Annotated in this window: 6 protein-coding genes and 13 pseudogenes; 12 read left to right on the top strand and 7 right to left on the bottom strand. The window is 53.5% G+C overall.

The window, feature by feature from the left end; genetic code table 11:
- Positions 1-239 precede the first annotated feature (239 nt).
- Both P1L40_RS22290 and P1L40_RS22285 read right to left on the bottom strand, forming a co-directional pair.
- Positions 240-1008, bottom strand: a pseudogene (locus P1L40_RS22290) (IS5 family transposase).
- Positions 959-1144 (bottom strand): annotated as a pseudogene (locus P1L40_RS22285) (IS630 family transposase); the annotation flags it as partial. The pseudogenes P1L40_RS22285 and P1L40_RS22290, both read right to left, overlap by 50 nt.
- A gap of 50 nt (positions 1145-1194) precedes the next feature.
- Here P1L40_RS22285 and P1L40_RS22280 point away from each other — a divergent pair.
- Positions 1195-1641 (top strand): annotated as a pseudogene (locus P1L40_RS22280) (IS1595 family transposase); the annotation flags it as partial.
- Between the two features lie 368 nt (positions 1642-2009).
- Here P1L40_RS22280 and P1L40_RS22275 read toward each other — a convergent pair.
- Positions 2010-2678, bottom strand: a pseudogene (locus P1L40_RS22275) (IS6 family transposase).
- Between the two features lie 67 nt (positions 2679-2745).
- On the opposite strand from P1L40_RS22275, the pseudogene P1L40_RS22270 reads away from it, so the two are divergent.
- The 4 pseudogenes from P1L40_RS22270 to P1L40_RS23650 form a co-directional block, all read left to right on the top strand.
- Positions 2746-3063: pseudogene (locus tag P1L40_RS22270) on the top strand (ISH3 family transposase); the annotation flags it as partial.
- A gap of 111 nt (positions 3064-3174) precedes the next feature.
- Positions 3175-3813 (top strand): annotated as a pseudogene (locus P1L40_RS22265) (transposase); the annotation flags it as partial.
- A gap of 249 nt (positions 3814-4062) precedes the next feature.
- Positions 4063-4244: pseudogene (locus tag P1L40_RS23655) on the top strand (IS5/IS1182 family transposase); the annotation flags it as partial.
- Between the two features lie 14 nt (positions 4245-4258).
- Positions 4259-4393 (top strand): annotated as a pseudogene (locus P1L40_RS23650) (IS5/IS1182 family transposase); the annotation flags it as partial.
- 35 nt (positions 4394-4428) lie between these two features.
- Here P1L40_RS23650 and P1L40_RS22255 read toward each other — a convergent pair.
- The gene (locus P1L40_RS22255; RefSeq protein WP_284011638.1) at positions 4429-5487 is read right to left on the bottom strand and encodes a hypothetical protein; all 1059 of its coding nucleotides are present in this window, start codon (positions 5485-5487) and stop codon (positions 4429-4431) included.
- A gap of 183 nt (positions 5488-5670) precedes the next feature.
- On the opposite strand from P1L40_RS22255, the pseudogene P1L40_RS22250 reads away from it, so the two are divergent.
- Positions 5671-6385: pseudogene (locus P1L40_RS22250) on the top strand (IS1/IS1595 family N-terminal zinc-binding domain-containing protein); the annotation flags it as partial.
- 190 nt (positions 6386-6575) lie between these two features.
- Here the strand turns inward: P1L40_RS22250 and P1L40_RS22245 are convergent.
- Positions 6576-7598, bottom strand: a complete 1023-nt coding sequence (locus tag P1L40_RS22245) for an IS110 family RNA-guided transposase (RefSeq protein ID WP_284011637.1) — start codon at positions 7596-7598, stop codon at positions 6576-6578.
- Between the two features lie 771 nt (positions 7599-8369).
- Here P1L40_RS22245 and P1L40_RS22240 point away from each other — a divergent pair.
- The 6 genes and pseudogenes from P1L40_RS22240 (at position 8370) to P1L40_RS22215 (ending at position 14248) form a co-directional block, all read left to right on the top strand.
- The gene (locus P1L40_RS22240; RefSeq protein WP_284011635.1) at positions 8370-9005 is read left to right on the top strand and encodes an IS6 family transposase; all 636 of its coding nucleotides are present in this window, start codon (positions 8370-8372) and stop codon (positions 9003-9005) included.
- 33 nt (positions 9006-9038) lie between these two features.
- Positions 9039-9662 (top strand): annotated as a pseudogene (locus P1L40_RS22235) (IS6 family transposase); the annotation flags it as partial.
- Positions 9663-9744: 82 nt separating this feature from the next.
- Positions 9745-10566 carry an IS5 family transposase gene (locus P1L40_RS22230; RefSeq protein WP_284011634.1) on the top strand — a complete coding sequence of 274 codons (822 nt, stop codon included), beginning with the start codon at positions 9745-9747 and terminating at the stop codon, positions 10564-10566.
- 148 nt (positions 10567-10714) lie between these two features.
- Complete coding sequence (locus tag P1L40_RS22225) at positions 10715-12151, top strand: PAS domain S-box protein (RefSeq protein WP_284011633.1); 1437 nt, start codon at positions 10715-10717, stop codon at positions 12149-12151.
- 229 nt (positions 12152-12380) lie between these two features.
- Positions 12381-12788 (top strand): hypothetical protein, encoded by a 408-nt coding sequence (locus P1L40_RS22220; protein ID WP_284011632.1) that lies wholly within the window; start codon positions 12381-12383, stop codon positions 12786-12788.
- Between the two features lie 293 nt (positions 12789-13081).
- Positions 13082-14248: pseudogene (locus P1L40_RS22215) on the top strand (ISH3 family transposase).
- A gap of 233 nt (positions 14249-14481) precedes the next feature.
- On the opposite strand, the pseudogene P1L40_RS22210 reads toward P1L40_RS22215, so the two are convergent.
- Positions 14482-15297, bottom strand: a pseudogene (locus tag P1L40_RS22210) (IS5 family transposase).
- A 214-nt stretch (positions 15298-15511) separates the two neighbouring features.
- Positions 15512-16033, bottom strand: a pseudogene (locus P1L40_RS22205) (IS110 family transposase); the annotation flags it as partial.
- Position 16034: the final 1 nt, after the last annotated feature.

Below are 16034 nucleotides of genomic sequence, written 5' to 3'. Positions count from 1 at the left end.
AGTGGACGCCAGAAAGCACAGAGGATGTGCTTTCTGGTAGCGAATGTTGGCACACTCACAACGTGTCTCCTTGGGATACAAGAAGACATATATCCATTCATTGCCTGTCAATAAGTAAGTAATGGATTATACGTATCTAGGCCGTTGTTAAATATTAGTACTTCGTAGGATCGCTATACGGAGCTTGATTTCGGCGGGTTCACTCACTCAGCCAGCGAGCAGAAACCGAGTAACAGCGGTTAATTTGCTGGGTATCTGACTGCTCGACGAAGATTGTAGACTGCGCATTTGAGGACCATTTCCCGGAATTCGAGGTGCCAGCTTCGCGCACGCACGGCGGAGCCGAGCGTGCACTTGATCGAGGAGGAGACGGTTTCAACCATCCAGCGGCGATTGTACCAGAGACGGCTCATCAGGGCGTTGCGCGCAAGATCCAGCGACGAGTAGATGCGGTGTTTGACCAGCGGGCGAATGCCATCTTCACGGAGTTCGTCCCGGAACGGTTTTCAATCATAGGCGCGGTCAGCAGCCAGTGACCGCAGGTCCTCGGCATTGCGCCGAGCGACCTGTGGGCCGATCTTGGCGTCGTGTTTCTTCGTGGTCGTGCAGTGAACATCGGAGACGTACAGCGTTTTTCACGTCTACGAGGGCAGTGACTTTCAGCGAGCGAACACGGTAATGCGCTCGCTGAGCGTAGTGGCGCGAGGGCTGGTCACGGTCGAAGCCAGTTGTGTCGATTGCGGCGTGACCAGAGCGTTTCTCGGCTGATGCGCCGAGAAACGCTCGGTAGGTTTCCATCGGGATGTTCTCGAACCAGTCACGGAGAGCGGTGAAGTGAGGAAGCCGCGTAAGACGGAGTTCTTCAAGGATTTCGGGCATCTCGCTTAGAAGGTCGATTGTCTGGCGGTAGGACTTCCCGAGTTCGATACGAATGGCTTGGAGTGCAAGCATCGCCCACTCGGCGGCCGGTGGCTGCCGACCGAGCTTCCCGGTCGGTAGCTTCGGCAATCGTGTCGCCTTGGTAGAAATTCTTCACGAACCCGAGACGCCGAATCCTGTGTTTGTCTTCGGCGTCGCGGAGAAGCTCGTTGAGCTTCTCCTCTGAGATGTGACGCTTGATCTCTTTGCGTCGCTCGCGTCCCATCGCCAGCACATCGGACCGACCCCACAAAAGATTCCTCACTCATTACAGCGACGCGTGGGCTGTCCACGCGTGGTTGAGGATCGTACGCTGGTGACAAGCCGCCGGTGTTCACGCTGGTTGATTGCGGGTCGGACGACCGGTATGTCGTGCCAGCGAAATCCGCTGAGGAATCGACCGTCCGACTCCTGCTTGCCGACCACGAACAGGAGTCGTTGACCGTCTATACGGACGGATTTCGGGCCTATGACTCGCTAGAGGACGACGACGCGTTCGACCGCGAATACGTCGTCGACGGCGACGGTGAATACGCTGATGGCGAGGTACACGTCAACGGCTGCGAGAGCCACGCGTCGCTGACACGACGGTGGCTCTCGCCCCACCGAGGCATCGCCAAAGACAAGCTCACACCGTATCTCAGAGCGTTCCAGCTCCGCCGACGAATCCTACGCGAACCAGGTCGAGACGCTCTCAAAGAAATCGTTCGAACCGTCCTCTGATTCACCAACAACGTGCTTCACATGAGCGACTCAATTTTTTGCACCCGAAATCACAGAGAGTATCGGGACCCCGAGGTCCTTGTGTTCCACCGGTCAAAGTACTGCCGAGAAACCTGTAAAGATCGCTTTGGTCTAAATCTTCCTCCCTCATAACTGCCTGCCACTTAGGTGTCGAGCATCAAGAACGTTTAGCTCAGGGAGTCCTGATCTATGTCTCGGTCGAAGGCGGCGGGCGCGCCCCGGGTTGCGGTGCAAAGGTGGCCAGTGGACCGCTTTTGAGCGCGCTCCTCAAGCAGTGCCGCCAAAAGGATATCACTCTCTGGACTAATAGCTATTGTCATCTGTCTCTTGTTTCTGTAGATTCGGCACTATCTAGTTCTGAATGACCTCACCAGCGTTTTGCCGTCGAGTGCTTGGTTTGGCCGTTCGTGGTTGTAGTGGTGTCTGAAGCGTCGTAACCACTGTTTCGCGCTGGATTGACTGCCCCGCCAAAACGAGTGAAAGCGATCGATTCGCATGGTTGCAGTCTGGAACCACTTTTCGATACGGTAGTCGAGCCGACAGCTCAGATCGTGGTGTGAGAGGGCAGTCAGATAGCCGCCAGCATCGACGAGAAACACTGAATCGCGACATCGTGTTTCTGAGTGAGTCGATGTAGGAACGCCGCCGCGGGACTGACCCCGCGGCGGCTGAACACGTCGATTTCGAGCAGTAATTTTGACTCTGTGTCGACAGCAGCGTAGAGCCACTTTTTTCGCTGTCAACCTCGATTTGTTTCTCATCGACTGCGACCCACGACGGCGACGCCGTCGGCGGGTCGCTCTGTGCTTCAGGCAACGTATGAACCCAGCTCAGACCGCACCGTGGGAACGATCGATACCCAGCAGGTGTAAGATAGCGGCTGTTTCCCTGATCGACAGCCCCGCCGAGTGGAGACGCACCCCGAACCGCCAGACGGGTGTCGGGGTACGCTCGTTCTCCCAAACGTCTTGACTATCCTTATCTAACGTTTCGCTGAGGAGGTCTGCGAGTTGCATGGACACTTCTCGCTACGGCCTTCTCGCTTCTCAAACTCGCTCAACTAGACAGTGCCACAAGAACTAACTTCTTAATTTCCTCGTCAATACGCTTGATTAAGAAGTTGACCTCGGTCTCAGCGATAATACAGAAATCGAAACTGAGGACTTCGGTATCTGAACTCTGTGAGACCAGTGAAAGCTCTCCCCATGAAAAAACAATTCTGTACAACCTCCGCGAGAAGTTCGACCTAACGTCGGTTGAACAGGTTGGGAACACACTCCAACAAAGAGGTGTTCTAAAGGTTCTTCCCGAGCAGGTGGAGTCTGCGACGACCACTACCTGCGGCCCTACTACGGTGATGAGGACGAGACAGTTGGCCCCTTTCACTCAGAGGGAAAGCGTTAAAATGCGGTGTTCTACGCCTATGCGAGTTCCTCAATCTGACACACACGCTCAGTTTCGCCGCCGGCTGGCTTGACCGATTCCTCAACGTCAATAGCTGGGTTAAACCCTAACGCGAATATCGGCCTCAACATGTTCTTGTTCGCGTTTTATTTATTCCTTCGATTCATCAATATTTACATTCCAACGCTGAACTCATCGTTTCGTACCGGTCATTACGGCGGGGCGTCGAGCGTTCTGGAGAACTACTCGATGCGCCAGCCATCAACCCTGTTGGCCCAATCGAAGTCAACGAGGTTTAGATCACTGCGGGGCTGAAAGCCGCAATACGCGGTAGCAGAAACCATAATGAGGACAAGCACCGATGTTCACACTTGTTGATTGCGGCAGCGATCAGCGACACGTCGTCCCAGCAAAATCCGCTGACGAATAAACCGTTCAGCTCCACCTCAACGACCGCACGGTGGAAGAGCTGACTACTTACACTGACGGATTTCGAGCGTACAATCCACTGGAAGACAGCGAGAACTACTAGCGAGAAGAAGTCGTTCACAGAGGGGGCGAATAGGTGGATGGAAACGTACACGCCAACACTTGCGAGAACCACCGTAGCGCTAGCGACGCGTGGCTTTCGCCAGACCGAGGAGTCTCCAAAAATAAGCTGACACCGTATCTCAGAACGTTCCAGTTCCACCGACAGATCCTACGCAACCCGGTCAAGAAGCACTCAAAGAAGTCGTTCAAACTATCCACTGGTTCAATAACAACGATCGTCATGTGAGTGAAAGTATCTATCAAATTTGGGGTTGCAGTAGTAAAATATTAGACTTAGAGATAAAATATATCATCTATTCTTAGCAAATAAATTGTTTCGAAGTGTTGAATAGTGATCTAATCGACTCATATCACGAATAGAGGGACGACACCAAGAAATCAATTCTGTCCACGGAAGTCGATCTCCTCAACTCTATTAGCTAGTGTCGGTACATAGGTGAACAAATGTTGAGGAAGCACGCGGGGACCCTGCTAGCGGTGGGTTCAGCTACTGGAAACACGTTGCTATACACTGTTTTCGGCTCGAAGAAGCCACAGTTACCGCAAAACACCGAATCGGCAGGGCGTATAGTCAAATTCGTGACGAACTCGACTTAGACCGGGCTGACTTGTTGGAGTACAGTACGCCTCTGAACACTGAATGACCGAAACTTCACATTCGACAACGAAGCGCTCGCTCGGCGATGCCGTACGGGTGCTGGGTTTGTATCGACAGTTCCGTGAGAGTCGTATATTCGCTGTCTCGAACATACAACCGCTCTATAAGCCACTATGACTGAGACACAGTATCTATTCAAATCGATAGCTGACTTATAAATTATAGAGTATAATCATATTAAGCACATCGTTAACTGTAACTGGCTTTCCATCTAGATGTTTTCCAGAATTTAGTATAATTATAATCTTTTGTATGTCTGTGATAGTAATTTGTCCATCACCATCCAGGTCATACCGATTAGGAATCGTTGATTCTGTAGGGCTACCTACTGGACCATCTACAATATTGTCCTCCGTAATTTTAAGCAGATACAAGCTCACGGCCAAATTCCCTGCGGATTTTCGACTGGATGTGTATATATTAACATCAAAGTACGTATCTCTTTCAAATTCGGAGTTAGAAATATTAAATATGAAGTATTCACTTCTCGGACTGTGACTTGCCTTAGTCGTGTATTTCTCGTTATGTGCTGTCACTTGGACTAATTCAGCGGTCCAACCAGGAGGTATCCTCCCATCTTTCGGAATTGCTATCGCGGATTTATTATATTCAATTGAGTTGATAGAAGAGTCTATATCCTCAGAAAAATTGTATTGTACTCCATGTATTTTTGCGTCCGTAGTCGCAAGAGTCTTACCACTGCTGTCAACAAGCTTCACTCTGTATGCCGAAAACGTCGTGTCCTCAAACATTTCTAGGTCACCATTAGCAATTACGCCAATATCTACACTATAAGGTTGAGATTTTACTAATATACTCATATTTGGTGTTGAGTCAAATCCCATGTCTTGGTGAATCCGTGCAGCGTTTATATACACTTGCTCTATGTTCCAAGCTACGCTGCTGTTTACTGGGCGTATAGCTACAGTCCGGTTGGTTGTTGCTTCCTGAACTATTAGCCGCCGACCAGTGTCTCCACCAAACCTAAATGTACTCTCTCCAACTGTATGGACTACAATTGTCTCTGTGTACGGTGGGCCGCCAAGCCCTCCACTGGCGCTGTCACTGTGCTGTAAATCGATATTGCTACTTGCAGTCGCGGGAGCAGCTACTGCACCCGCCGGTAGAATTACAGCAGATAGTACGGAGATGATCATACTAACGACGAGAGCGAACACTAGCATCCCATCAGGCAGGTTGAGTATCCTCATTGACTATATCCACTGCTTAGCTGTCACATGAGTATATAGTCATTAACAGACAACCACAGCGTAAGGCTCTCTTTAAGAATCGCTCATCCGTATGAGATTTTTGATACTTCTGAGCGGCCATTATGGAGTCAAAAAACAAGCGCATCGCGTCAGCGGTGCTCGGCACGAATGACGCTAATATAAGTGTTTGGATCGGAATCGGTCTCCGGACCTGTTAGAGCAGGTCGCTAGCGTGACGGTGTTACCTGTCCTCGCTGCCGTTCTGACCGGACGGTCAGAAACGGTAGCAACCAAAAGTTTCAGCGGTATCTCTGTAAGAATTGCGGCCGCACGTTCAACGACGAGACGGGCACGATTTTCACTCATTCGAAGGTCGCGCTGCGGCGGTAGCTGGTCTCAATTTACGTCTTCCTTTGGTTTGATACGAATCTCCACCAACTACAGTGCGGGATTGGTGTGACACACAGAATGATGTACCAGCGCATCGAGCGCTTTACCAGAGCCTTGATGCGCCTTCCCTTGATCCGGTCGATCCGGTCGAAATCGACGAAGTGTACGTCTTTGCCGGGAAGAAAGGCTGCGAGCGCGACCACTGTCACGCTCGCTTGGCCTGTCCATGCGCGGGTGTATTTCTGGCGGCGACAAGCCACCCGTGTTCATTCTGGCAGATCGCGGCACTAAATAGCGATACGTGATCCCAGCGAAAGCGGCAGACGAATCGACGATTTGACTCCTGCTGTCCGACCGCCGAAAAGAGTCGCCCACGGCCTATACCGACCGCTTTCGAGCGTACGAACCACTCGACGAAGGCGACAGACTCGACCACGAATACGTCGTCTACGGTGACGGTGAATGTGCTGACGACGAGGTGGACGTCAACATCGCTGAGAATCCCGCTATCTGAACAAACCACGTCGATGTTCTTAGATTTTCTGGCGGTCCTGTTGCTCGCCTCTCACTGAGAGTGAAAACCCATAGCAAGCAGTCGAATCAGTCACTGCCACATCCGCCGTGCGGGGGCATCTTCACACGACACACCAGTTGCTCATCGTGCGCTGGCCCGCCCAAAGAGAGACGCGGAGCGTCTCTCAGGCGCTCACCTCCGGTGGGTCGCACGGTTCGTTCTTCCTGAGCATATTGAACAACGCCAATAACAGCTTCCGCGCTGTTGCCACGATTGCTACCTTGTGCGGTTTATTTCGCTTGTTGCGTAACCGCCAGTAGAACTGACTCAAGTACGGGTCCTTCGCGTTATGAACCGCGGTGTTCGCGCACTGGACCAGGATCCATCGCAAGTAGCCGTTTCCTTCCTTGCTGATCTGGCCCTCTCTCCGCGAGTCGCCAGACTCGCGGATTACTGGGTCTAACCCGGCATGACTCACCACTTCAGCCGCGCGGTCAAACCGCTTTACTTCACCGATCTCGCTGTAGATCATCAAGCCAGAAAATGCCGCTATACCAGGCGCAGACATCAACGTATTCAGCTCATCTACCTCAGCCGCTACCTCTTCGATCCGCCGCTGCATCCGCTTGATCTTCACGGTGAACTCATCGATTGCTTCCAACCACTGCTCCAACAACAACTCCGACGCATCGTCGAGCATGAGTTCGCGGAGGAACTCACGCCCTTGATCGCTCCACAACGACCCGTCGTAGGTGACGCCGTTCTGATCAAGCAGTGAGTTGACCTCGTTTTTGAAGTCTGAACGCTTCTCTACCAACTTCTTACGACCGCGCGCAAGCGCGCGGTAGCGCCGGCATTCTTCAGGTGGGACGTAGCTTTCGGGCACTTCGCCCAACCGCAGATACCGCGCGAGGTTTTTGACGCCCTTCCGATCGTTCTTCTGTTTCTGGTCTTCGAGCCAATCGGCCTTGGCCGGATTGGCGAGCGTCACATCCAACTCTTCATCAAGCCTGTCGTAAATCGTGAAGTAATTGCTTCCCGCTTCGAGTGCAGCACTACTTCCAGCGTACTTCTGTGCGATTCCGTCGAGGTCCGCGTTGGCGACGCGGACCTCTTCAACGACTTCGCCTTCGTCATCGAGGACAGCGACTTGCGCTTTGCGTTTGTGGAGGTCAATGCCCAAGTAGTGATCAGTGGTTGCGGTCATGGTGTCCTCTGGAGTCCTGAATGCGTGAAGCGGAACGACATCGCTCCGGGCTTGCAGCCTTGGCCGACCACGGTCAGCCGTTGCGATCCCAATTCTCCTGTTCCTTCGCATCCAAGGTCTGTCACCTGCACGCGCTTTGGTGCGCGGTTGACGTGGCGACCTTCGTAACTCCATTTCGCACTTCACGCTCCAGTGGTTTCAACGGGATTCTCATGGAGTCATCGCTGACCTGCGAGAGCTGTCGTAGCGTCTCAAAAGACAAGTTGATACAGTATCTCAGAGCGTTTCCACTACGTTGAAACTGTATCGGAAATCTGGTCGAGGGGCTCTCAAACGCGCCCTTTGAGCGACGTGATGAAATCAACAGTGTGCTACATGTGGGCGTATCCTATTTTGAATCGAGTAATCTGCGAGCTCCTCAGCTCACGGTTGTGGATGGGATTACGAAGCATAGCTCGTGCCAATTGTATTTGATCCCATGAAAGTGCCGTTGGTGGCGTAGTGTTAATGGGTTTTCAATCGGGCACTCAGGAGCCGACTGCAAATTAGCCACCTCTGGCATCTATTTTTTTTGTTTCTCGTATGATAAGGTTGTCGTTTCATAGGCAACATAGCGCTCTCATAGGCACTGTCTAGTTGAGGGGTTGAGAAGTGAGCAGGTCGTAGCGAGAGGTGTTCATGTCACTCGCAGACCTGCTCAGCGAAACGTTGGAAACGGGGCAGTGTTTAGTTAAGCGTGAAAAGTGAGGCGGGAGAATTTCTTGCTAGTTCATGGCAGAAATCGCCCGCCTCACCGGTCATAGAGAGTGGATTGATTTGGATTTTGTGGAGCGCGAGCAGACACCCGAGCCAGCGATGGCTCTGGGTATCCAATCGCACGTTGCGGACCTCTCGCTGTCGAATACCGTCGAATTACTCGGCTGTCTGGGTGTCCAACGGTCGAGAAAAGCGATCCACGATTGGGTCCAGAAGGCCGATCTACAGCCAGAATCCGGGAAAGAGCCGAATCAGATTGCGCTTGACGAAACAGTGATTCGGATCAACGACCAGCAGTATTGGCTGTACGCCGCTGCTGACCCAGAATCGAAGCAACTGCTTCACGTCCGGCTGTTTGCGACGACAACCACCGCCCTCACCGAGATCTTTCTCAACGAACTGCGGCAGAAACACGAGGTTGAAAACGCCGAATTTCTCGTCGATGGTGCTCAACACCTCCAAACTGCACTGCAACGAGCTGGCCTCCGATTTCAAACACGTCGCCACGGAAATCGGAACGCTGTCGAGCGGATTTTTCGAGAGCTGAAGCGTCGAACCTCGTCGTTTTCGAACTGCTTCAGCCACGTCGAACCAAAAACAGCCGAAAACTGGCTCCAGACTTTCGCTCGCTGGCACAATGCTCCAAACTAAACACTACCGGAAACGGATAGCCAAGGCGTTTAGGAGAACGAGCGCACCCCGACACCCGTCCGGCAGTTTGGGGTGCGTCTCCACACGGCGGGGCTGTCGATCAGGGGGACGGTCGCTATCTTAGAATTATTGGATGTCGACCGTTCTCACGGTGCTGTCTAGAACTGGGTTCATACACTGCCTGAAGCCCAGAGTGACCCGCCGACGGCGCAGCCGTCGCGGGTCGCGGTCGACGAGAAACAAATCGAGGTCGATGGTGAAAAGAAGTGGCTCTACGCCGCTATTGACACAGAATCGAAGTTACTGCTTGAGATTGACGTGTTCAGCCGCCGCGGGACCGACCCCGCGGCGGCGTTCCTGCATCGGCTCACCGAGAAACACGATATCGACGAGACAGTGTTTCTCGTCGATGCTGGTGGCTATCTGACTTCCCTTTCTCGTCACGATTTGAGCGGTCGGCTTGACTACCGGATTCGGAACCACATCGAAAAGTGGTTCCAGACTGTGGCTATGCAAATCGACCGCTTTCACTCGTTTTGGCGGGGCAGTCAACCTAGCGCGAAGCAGTGGTTACGACGCTTCAGACACCACTACAACCACGAACGGCCAAACCAAGCACTCGACGGACGAACGCCAGCTGAGGAGGTCCAGAACTAGATAGTGCCTAAGAGACATATCTGATTGGCTGGCTCTGTTGAAATCCTCGGAGGGTTACAGGTTCACATAGTAGTCTGATCGTATGGAAGTTCTCCCGAAGTCGCGGTTGCTCCAGTTCGTTGAGCAGGCGTACCACTTGGCTCGGCGAGCTGTTGCCCGCTACTCCTCGAAGTTCTCGAAACGTCGCTACACACTCCACCAACACATCGTCTTGGTCTGCCTCAAAGTTCGGAAGAATACGACGTACCGGATGCTTCTTGACGAACTCATCGAGATGCCCCGGATTCGAAGAGCCATCGATCTTGAGGAACTCCCGTCGCCCTCAACGCTATGCAAAGCGTTCAACCGACTCGATATGGCAGTCTGGCGTGTTCTTCTTAATCTCTCAGTTTCGCTTCTCCCAACCAACGGTGTCGTCGGGATCGACGCTTCCGGGTTCGACCGTAGTCATGCCTCGAAGCACTACACGAAGCGAACGAAGTTGACAATTCAGCAGTTGAAAGTCACGCTTCTCGTGGACACGAGGGTGAATGCTATCCTTGACGTACACGTGACGACAACACGAAAACACGACTCGAAGATCGCGCCGTCGCTCATCAAGCGGAATACCGATTATGTAGCGGTTCTCCTCGGCGACAAAGGATACGATGACCAGAACATTCGCACGTTAGCCCGTGAAACTGGTGTTCGACCGCTCATCAAGCACCGCGAGTTCTCGTCTCTTCACAAAGCGTGGAATGCTCGGTTGGATGCCGATCTTTACGGTCAGCGCAGTCAGAACGAGACGGTGAACTCTCGCCTTAAACGGAAGTACGGTGCGTTCGTCCGCTCACGGTACTGGTGGAAGCAGTTCCGTGAACTCGTTGTCGGCTGTCTCACTCATAACATCGACAAGGCAGTCTGAACGTTAGATATAGAGGGTGTACCTCACAGGCGGGTGAGAAACTCACTGATCTCCGTCATTAACGGTGTGACCGATACAGAGATCTCTTCTATTGGAGAGAAAACCCGGGTTCAAAATACATACATGGATACTGGACACATTACGACTAATGGAAGAAGATACGACGCCCCGAGAGAAGGATAAACACGGGGCTGACTGGTATCGGACGCTCGTTGAGGAGGTAAATGATCTCGCAACAGTCGTTGATTCCGACGGGACGATAACCTACGTCAGTCCGGCTGTCACACGGGTGCTCGGCTACGACCCCGACGACTTGATTGGTCATGAAGGATACGAGTTTGTCCATCCCGAGGACCGAGAACGAAACGCCGACGCGCTGGAGACAGTACTCTCGGACCCATCTGAATCCAAGACTGTCGAGGTCCGATTCCGCCACGCCGACGGCTCTTGGCGCTGGATCGAATCCACAATGCGGAATCGACTTGACGACGACATCATCGATGGGATCCTCCTTAGCAGTCGGGATATCACGGAGCGAAAGGAGTACGAGGCCGAAGCCCGGGAACTTGCCGAAGAGTACGAAGCCCTGTTGAACAACGTCGAGGATGCCATCTTTCTCATCAACGTCGAAAAACGAGAGGAGAGTGTCCGATTTGAATTCGAACGCCTCAGTCCCTCCTACGAGCGGCAAACCGGAATTACGACAGAGGACGTACAGGGCCAGACACCGCGTGATGTGTTCGGCGAGGAGCAGGGGGCAGAGTTAGAAGCGAACTACCACCGCTGTGTCAACGTTGGCGAGCCTATCTCGTATCAAGAGGCGCTCCGGGTAGATGAGGGAGCACGTTTCTGGCAGACGAAACTCGCGCCGGTGGTCAATGACGGTGAAATCACGCGCCTGATCGGGATCACTCGGAACGTGACTGAACGCGTCGAACGAGAGCGACAATTACGTCAGCAGAACGCGCGCCTCGAAGAGTTTGCAAGTGTTGTTTCCCACGATTTGCGGAACCCGCTCAACGTCGCACAAGGTCGTGCAACGCTCCTCGACGAGCAGGTCGAAAGTGATCATCTCAAGCCACTTGTCCGAGCGCTCGACCGGATGGAGGCAATCGTTGAGGACACGTTGACGCTTGCTCGTCAGGGCGACACGATTAGCGAAACCGAGTCGGTCAGCCTGACTGACCTCGTCGGGAAGTGCTGGGGGACAGTAGACACGGAGGACGCAAATATCGAGATCGTCGATGAGATGACTTTCGAAGGTGATCCTGATCGGCTACGGCACGTGTTCGAGAACTTGTTCCGCAACGCTGTTGAACACGGCGGGTCCGACGTGACCGTCCGTGTGGGTTGTCACGATGAACAGGGAATCTACGTTGAAGACGATGGGTCAGGAATTCCAGTCGAAAAGCGTGACGAAGTGTTCGAGCCGGGTCATTCGTCAGCACGGGGTGGGACTGGTTTCGGGTTGACCATCGTAAAACGGATTGTGGAAGCCCATGGCTGGGAGTTATCTATAACCGATGGAACCGATGGTGGAGCGCGGTTTGAGATTGAGATGGCGAAGCAGAAAGACTTCGCGTGAGTGCGTAGACACTGTCTGTCACCTATGCATCGAACAGTGCGGTAGTAAATCGATGGTAGCGTGTATGAGGTGCTCGCTATGTATTCAGCAGGATCCCTAAAACCTATCACCGACTGAGGGTTTCAACAAGGCTGATTGGCTCTGTTGAAATCCTTAGGAAGTGATATATTCTGATCAGGTGTGGTCAGTACAGATAACATACTTACTACGGCCGAATGTAGTCGGATATGTGCAACGCCGCCACGCCCTCCTCACCGCGACCGCCGTGCTGTCCGGTTTATCCAGCTGCATCGCCCCGTTCACGTCCAGCGGATCCCTTAGTGAGGTGAGCGTCGAACTTCGGAATGCGGACGACGGAGCGCGGACGTTCCACCTCGCGCTCGAAACCGAAGCCGGCATGCTGGACTGGGACTCACACCGTGTCGACGCGGGCGTCGACGAGCTAGTGACGATGGCTCCGGACGAAGACGTCTCCCCGGTCGCGTTACAGGGAGTCGTCGAGGGTTTCGCAGGGAGTGTCGATGTCTTAGGCGTTGATGACCTCGACGAGAACTACTGTCTCCAATTCCATTTCTGGTACTCGCATCCAAGCGACGAGCGACCACAGTTGGCGCAGGTCGCTGACATCGAATGCTAACTATGAACGTATTCTGCCGATAGATTCACAGCTCTCATCGACCGGCTGTTTCAGGTGAGAATATGTCTGAAGAATAGGATTTCAACAGAGCCATCTAATTTATTTTTCACGCTTCACTAAATGTTACCAGGACCGAATACACCGGATTTAAATAATAGTATAACCACAAATCTAAATGGCAGTACAATTAGACAGGGACCACTGTCCATGTACTGCCCTTTGTTAGAATGGAGTAATTATTATACTCAGTACATCACAAAGCCGGTTAGTTGAGACGTCTGCTTGCTGAAGGTGTGTCTACGACCCAGCAAGCAGACGGTGAAATCCACGAGGACCAGCTCCTTAACTTTCTCGTCAACACGCTTGATGAGGAGGTAACGCTCAGCCTCGGTAGCAACGCAGAAATCGAGACTGAAGACATCTACGAGGTCCTCGTCGGCGCAGGCGCCGACGAGGACCTCGATCTCCGAACTCTGTGAATCCAGCGGCGACTCACCACACGAAAACACGGTTCTGTACCATCTCCGCAAGAAATTCGACCTTGCGTCCGTCGAGCGAGTTGGGAACGCGCTTCTCCAGAAGGACGTGCTGGAGATCCTCCCTGAGCAGGTGGAGGTCGTCGCCGACCTCCACCTGCGGCCCTACTACGGTGACGAAGGTGAGACAGACGGCCTCTATCATTTAGAAGCCAAGCGTGGAACCACCGCGTTCCACGCCTACGCGACACTCTACGCGCGTGTGAAGAACAAACGCTACACGCTGGCGGTGCGCCGTCTCGTTGACGGCGCACCGCCAGCACTGTCCTCGCAGAGTTTCTCAGGATTCTTGACGGCCTTGACCTCAGCGTCAAGGCCGTCTATCTCGACCGTGAATTCTACGATAGCAAGTGTCTCACGCTGCTTCAGGCACACAACCACGCCTACGTGATGCCGATCGTCCGGTGGGGAAAGAAGATCAAGCAGGAACTCCCGGAAGGATGGAGCCGTGTCATCCAACACGATCTGACGGCGAAACTCGACGGTCACATCTGGACCGTCGAGTTTCCCGTCTATATCGACTGTACCTACCAGAACGGGCGATATGACGAACACGGCGTGGCGCGTCACGGCTACGCCGCTGACGCGCCGTTCATTGACACGCCACGTGAAGCCCGATACCACTACGCCAAACGCTTCGGTATCGAGGCCAGTTATCGGCTCTCCGAACAAAGTATTGCGACGACCACAACGCAGAATCCGGTCGTACGGCTGTTGTACGTTGTAGTGAGCCTCCTTTTACAGAACGTGTGGCGGTATCTGCACTGGGAGTTTGTGGCGACGCCCCACCGTGGCGGGCGTCGCCTCTGGAAGTGGCCGTTCACGGAGTTCATCAGGATGATGTGCCGGGCAGCGTGGACGGCCCTCGCGGTGCGTCGGGCCGTCCCCACAAACCGGCCACCTGACGACCGGTTCCACCGGTAGTCACCGACCAAGCACGCCTCCACGTGAGTGGCGACGCCTTGTGAGGTACTGATACTATATGACAAACATCTTATTACTTACTGAATTGTATTTCAACCAACTCGACCACATCAATAGATGTTGGGCACGGTCCAGTTGAGCGAGTTTGAGAAGCGAGGGAATCGTGGCGAGAAGTACCTACGCAACTTGCAGATCTGTTTAGAGTGCCATGTTGAATAGATGCTGTGCCATGGTTAGAGAGGTTCACAGAGCGGTTCTATGTTAGAGATGGTGAACATGAGGACGATTTCACGGAACTGTCGATACCAGCCGAGCGCTCGCACGGCATCGCCGAGCGAGCGCTTCGTTGTCGAATACGATGTTTCGGTCATCCAGCGCTGAGAGTAGCCTTTTGCCCGGATAAACGCGTTATGTCCTCGCGTCAACGGTCTTGATCCACGCTGTAAGATGAGTGGCTCGACACCGAGGGCGTAGAACTCGTATTTCGTGCTCCAGTTGTGTAAGACTTTGTCGGTAGCCACTGATAACAGGTCGTCCGCGTTCCGGCGGACGACCTGTAACCGGTCTTCGTATCGTGTTTCCGTCGGGCGGAAATATGTACACCGAGGACAGCAAGAGACTCTCTGTCGGTTAGTGTCGTCACTTTCAGCGTTTGGACGGGACTTCCCGACCGCTGGCGGTAGTACGACGAGCTGAGCGGCAGTCGAAGAATGTACTGTCGAGTGCAGCGTGGCCGGACTGCGAATGTTGCTGCGCTGAAACGCGCAGCAACGCCCGCCAGACCACATTTCCAGCCGGTTAAACGATTTGTAGAGAGTGGTGAAGTCAGGCAAATCCTCCGGATATAGGCCAAGGGTGTCACAAATCACAGTCATGTGCTTCAGCCGGTTCGGCGTTTCTCGGTAGCTGTGACCCTCTTCGAGCCGAAAACAGTGCAGAACGACGTGCTTCCAGCGGGCGAACCCACCCTTGGCGGGCTCGCCCGCGTGCTTTCCCAACGCTTGTTTAGTTAGGTCGCGACACTTCACCCTTCTAGCCCGTGATATCAGAGGATTAGATCGCTATTCACCTATGGAAACGCTACCTAGACAATCCACCGTTTTCGACAAAATAATTACGCCGTCGTGTAGTCTGGCGCTCTTCCAGCCGGCAGGCGGGTAATATCTTCAGGCAGTGCGGTCGCGGTCTGGCGATAGTTGTCGCTCACGCTGGTCTCGACCGGCCACTGAGAGCCGCCGGGCGGGCGGCCCTCAGTTTTCTCGTCTACACACTCACATCAGGTGGATCGTATACCTCGCCTCGGTCTAGCATGTGGTAGATTGACACTAGCATTTTCCGAGCGCAGGCTACGATGGCCTTCTGTGAGTTCTTCCGGCTAGCTAGCCGCTCATAGAAGCGGCTTAGGTACTCATCGTTACAGGTGTGAACTGCTGTGTTCGCAGCCTGGACGAGCAACCACCGGACACGACCCGATCCACGTTTCGAAATACTCCCCTCGATCCGCGAGTCGCCTGACTCGCGGATCACCGGGTTCAATCCGACATAACTGACGACTGATTTATCACCGTCAAACCGGCCTATTTCGCCTAATTCAACGTAAATCGTCAACGCCGTATAGTAACTCACGCCAAGAATCGTCATCAGCAGCTGGGTCTCCTTCAGTGACCCAGCGCGTTCTTCGATCGTCTCCTCCAAGTTACGAATCTTTTCGTTGAGTGTCTCTACCAACTCAATGTACGACTCTAGCAGCGAATACCACGGCGCCGGGAGCGAGAGTTCCCCGAGT

Origin of the sequence: Haloarcula pelagica, assembly GCF_030127105.1 — an archaeon.
Classification (GTDB): Archaea; Halobacteriota; Halobacteria; order Halobacteriales; family Haloarculaceae; genus Haloarcula; species Haloarcula pelagica.
This window is presented reverse-complemented; position numbering and strand designations above follow the sequence as displayed.

Coding starts and splice junctions, on each gene's coding strand:
- P1L40_RS22255 (WP_284011638.1), bottom strand. CDS start 5,487: ATGAGGATACTCAACCTGCCTGATGGGATGCTAGTGTTCGCTCTCGTC.
- P1L40_RS22245 (WP_284011637.1), bottom strand. CDS start 7,598: ATGACCGCAACCACTGATCACTACTTGGGCATTGACCTCCACAAACGC.
- P1L40_RS22240 (WP_284011635.1), top strand. CDS start 8,370: ATGGCAGAAATCGCCCGCCTCACCGGTCATAGAGAGTGGATTGATTTG.
- P1L40_RS22230 (WP_284011634.1), top strand. CDS start 9,745: ATGGAAGTTCTCCCGAAGTCGCGGTTGCTCCAGTTCGTTGAGCAGGCG.
- P1L40_RS22225 (WP_284011633.1), top strand. CDS start 10,715: ATGGAAGAAGATACGACGCCCCGAGAGAAGGATAAACACGGGGCTGAC.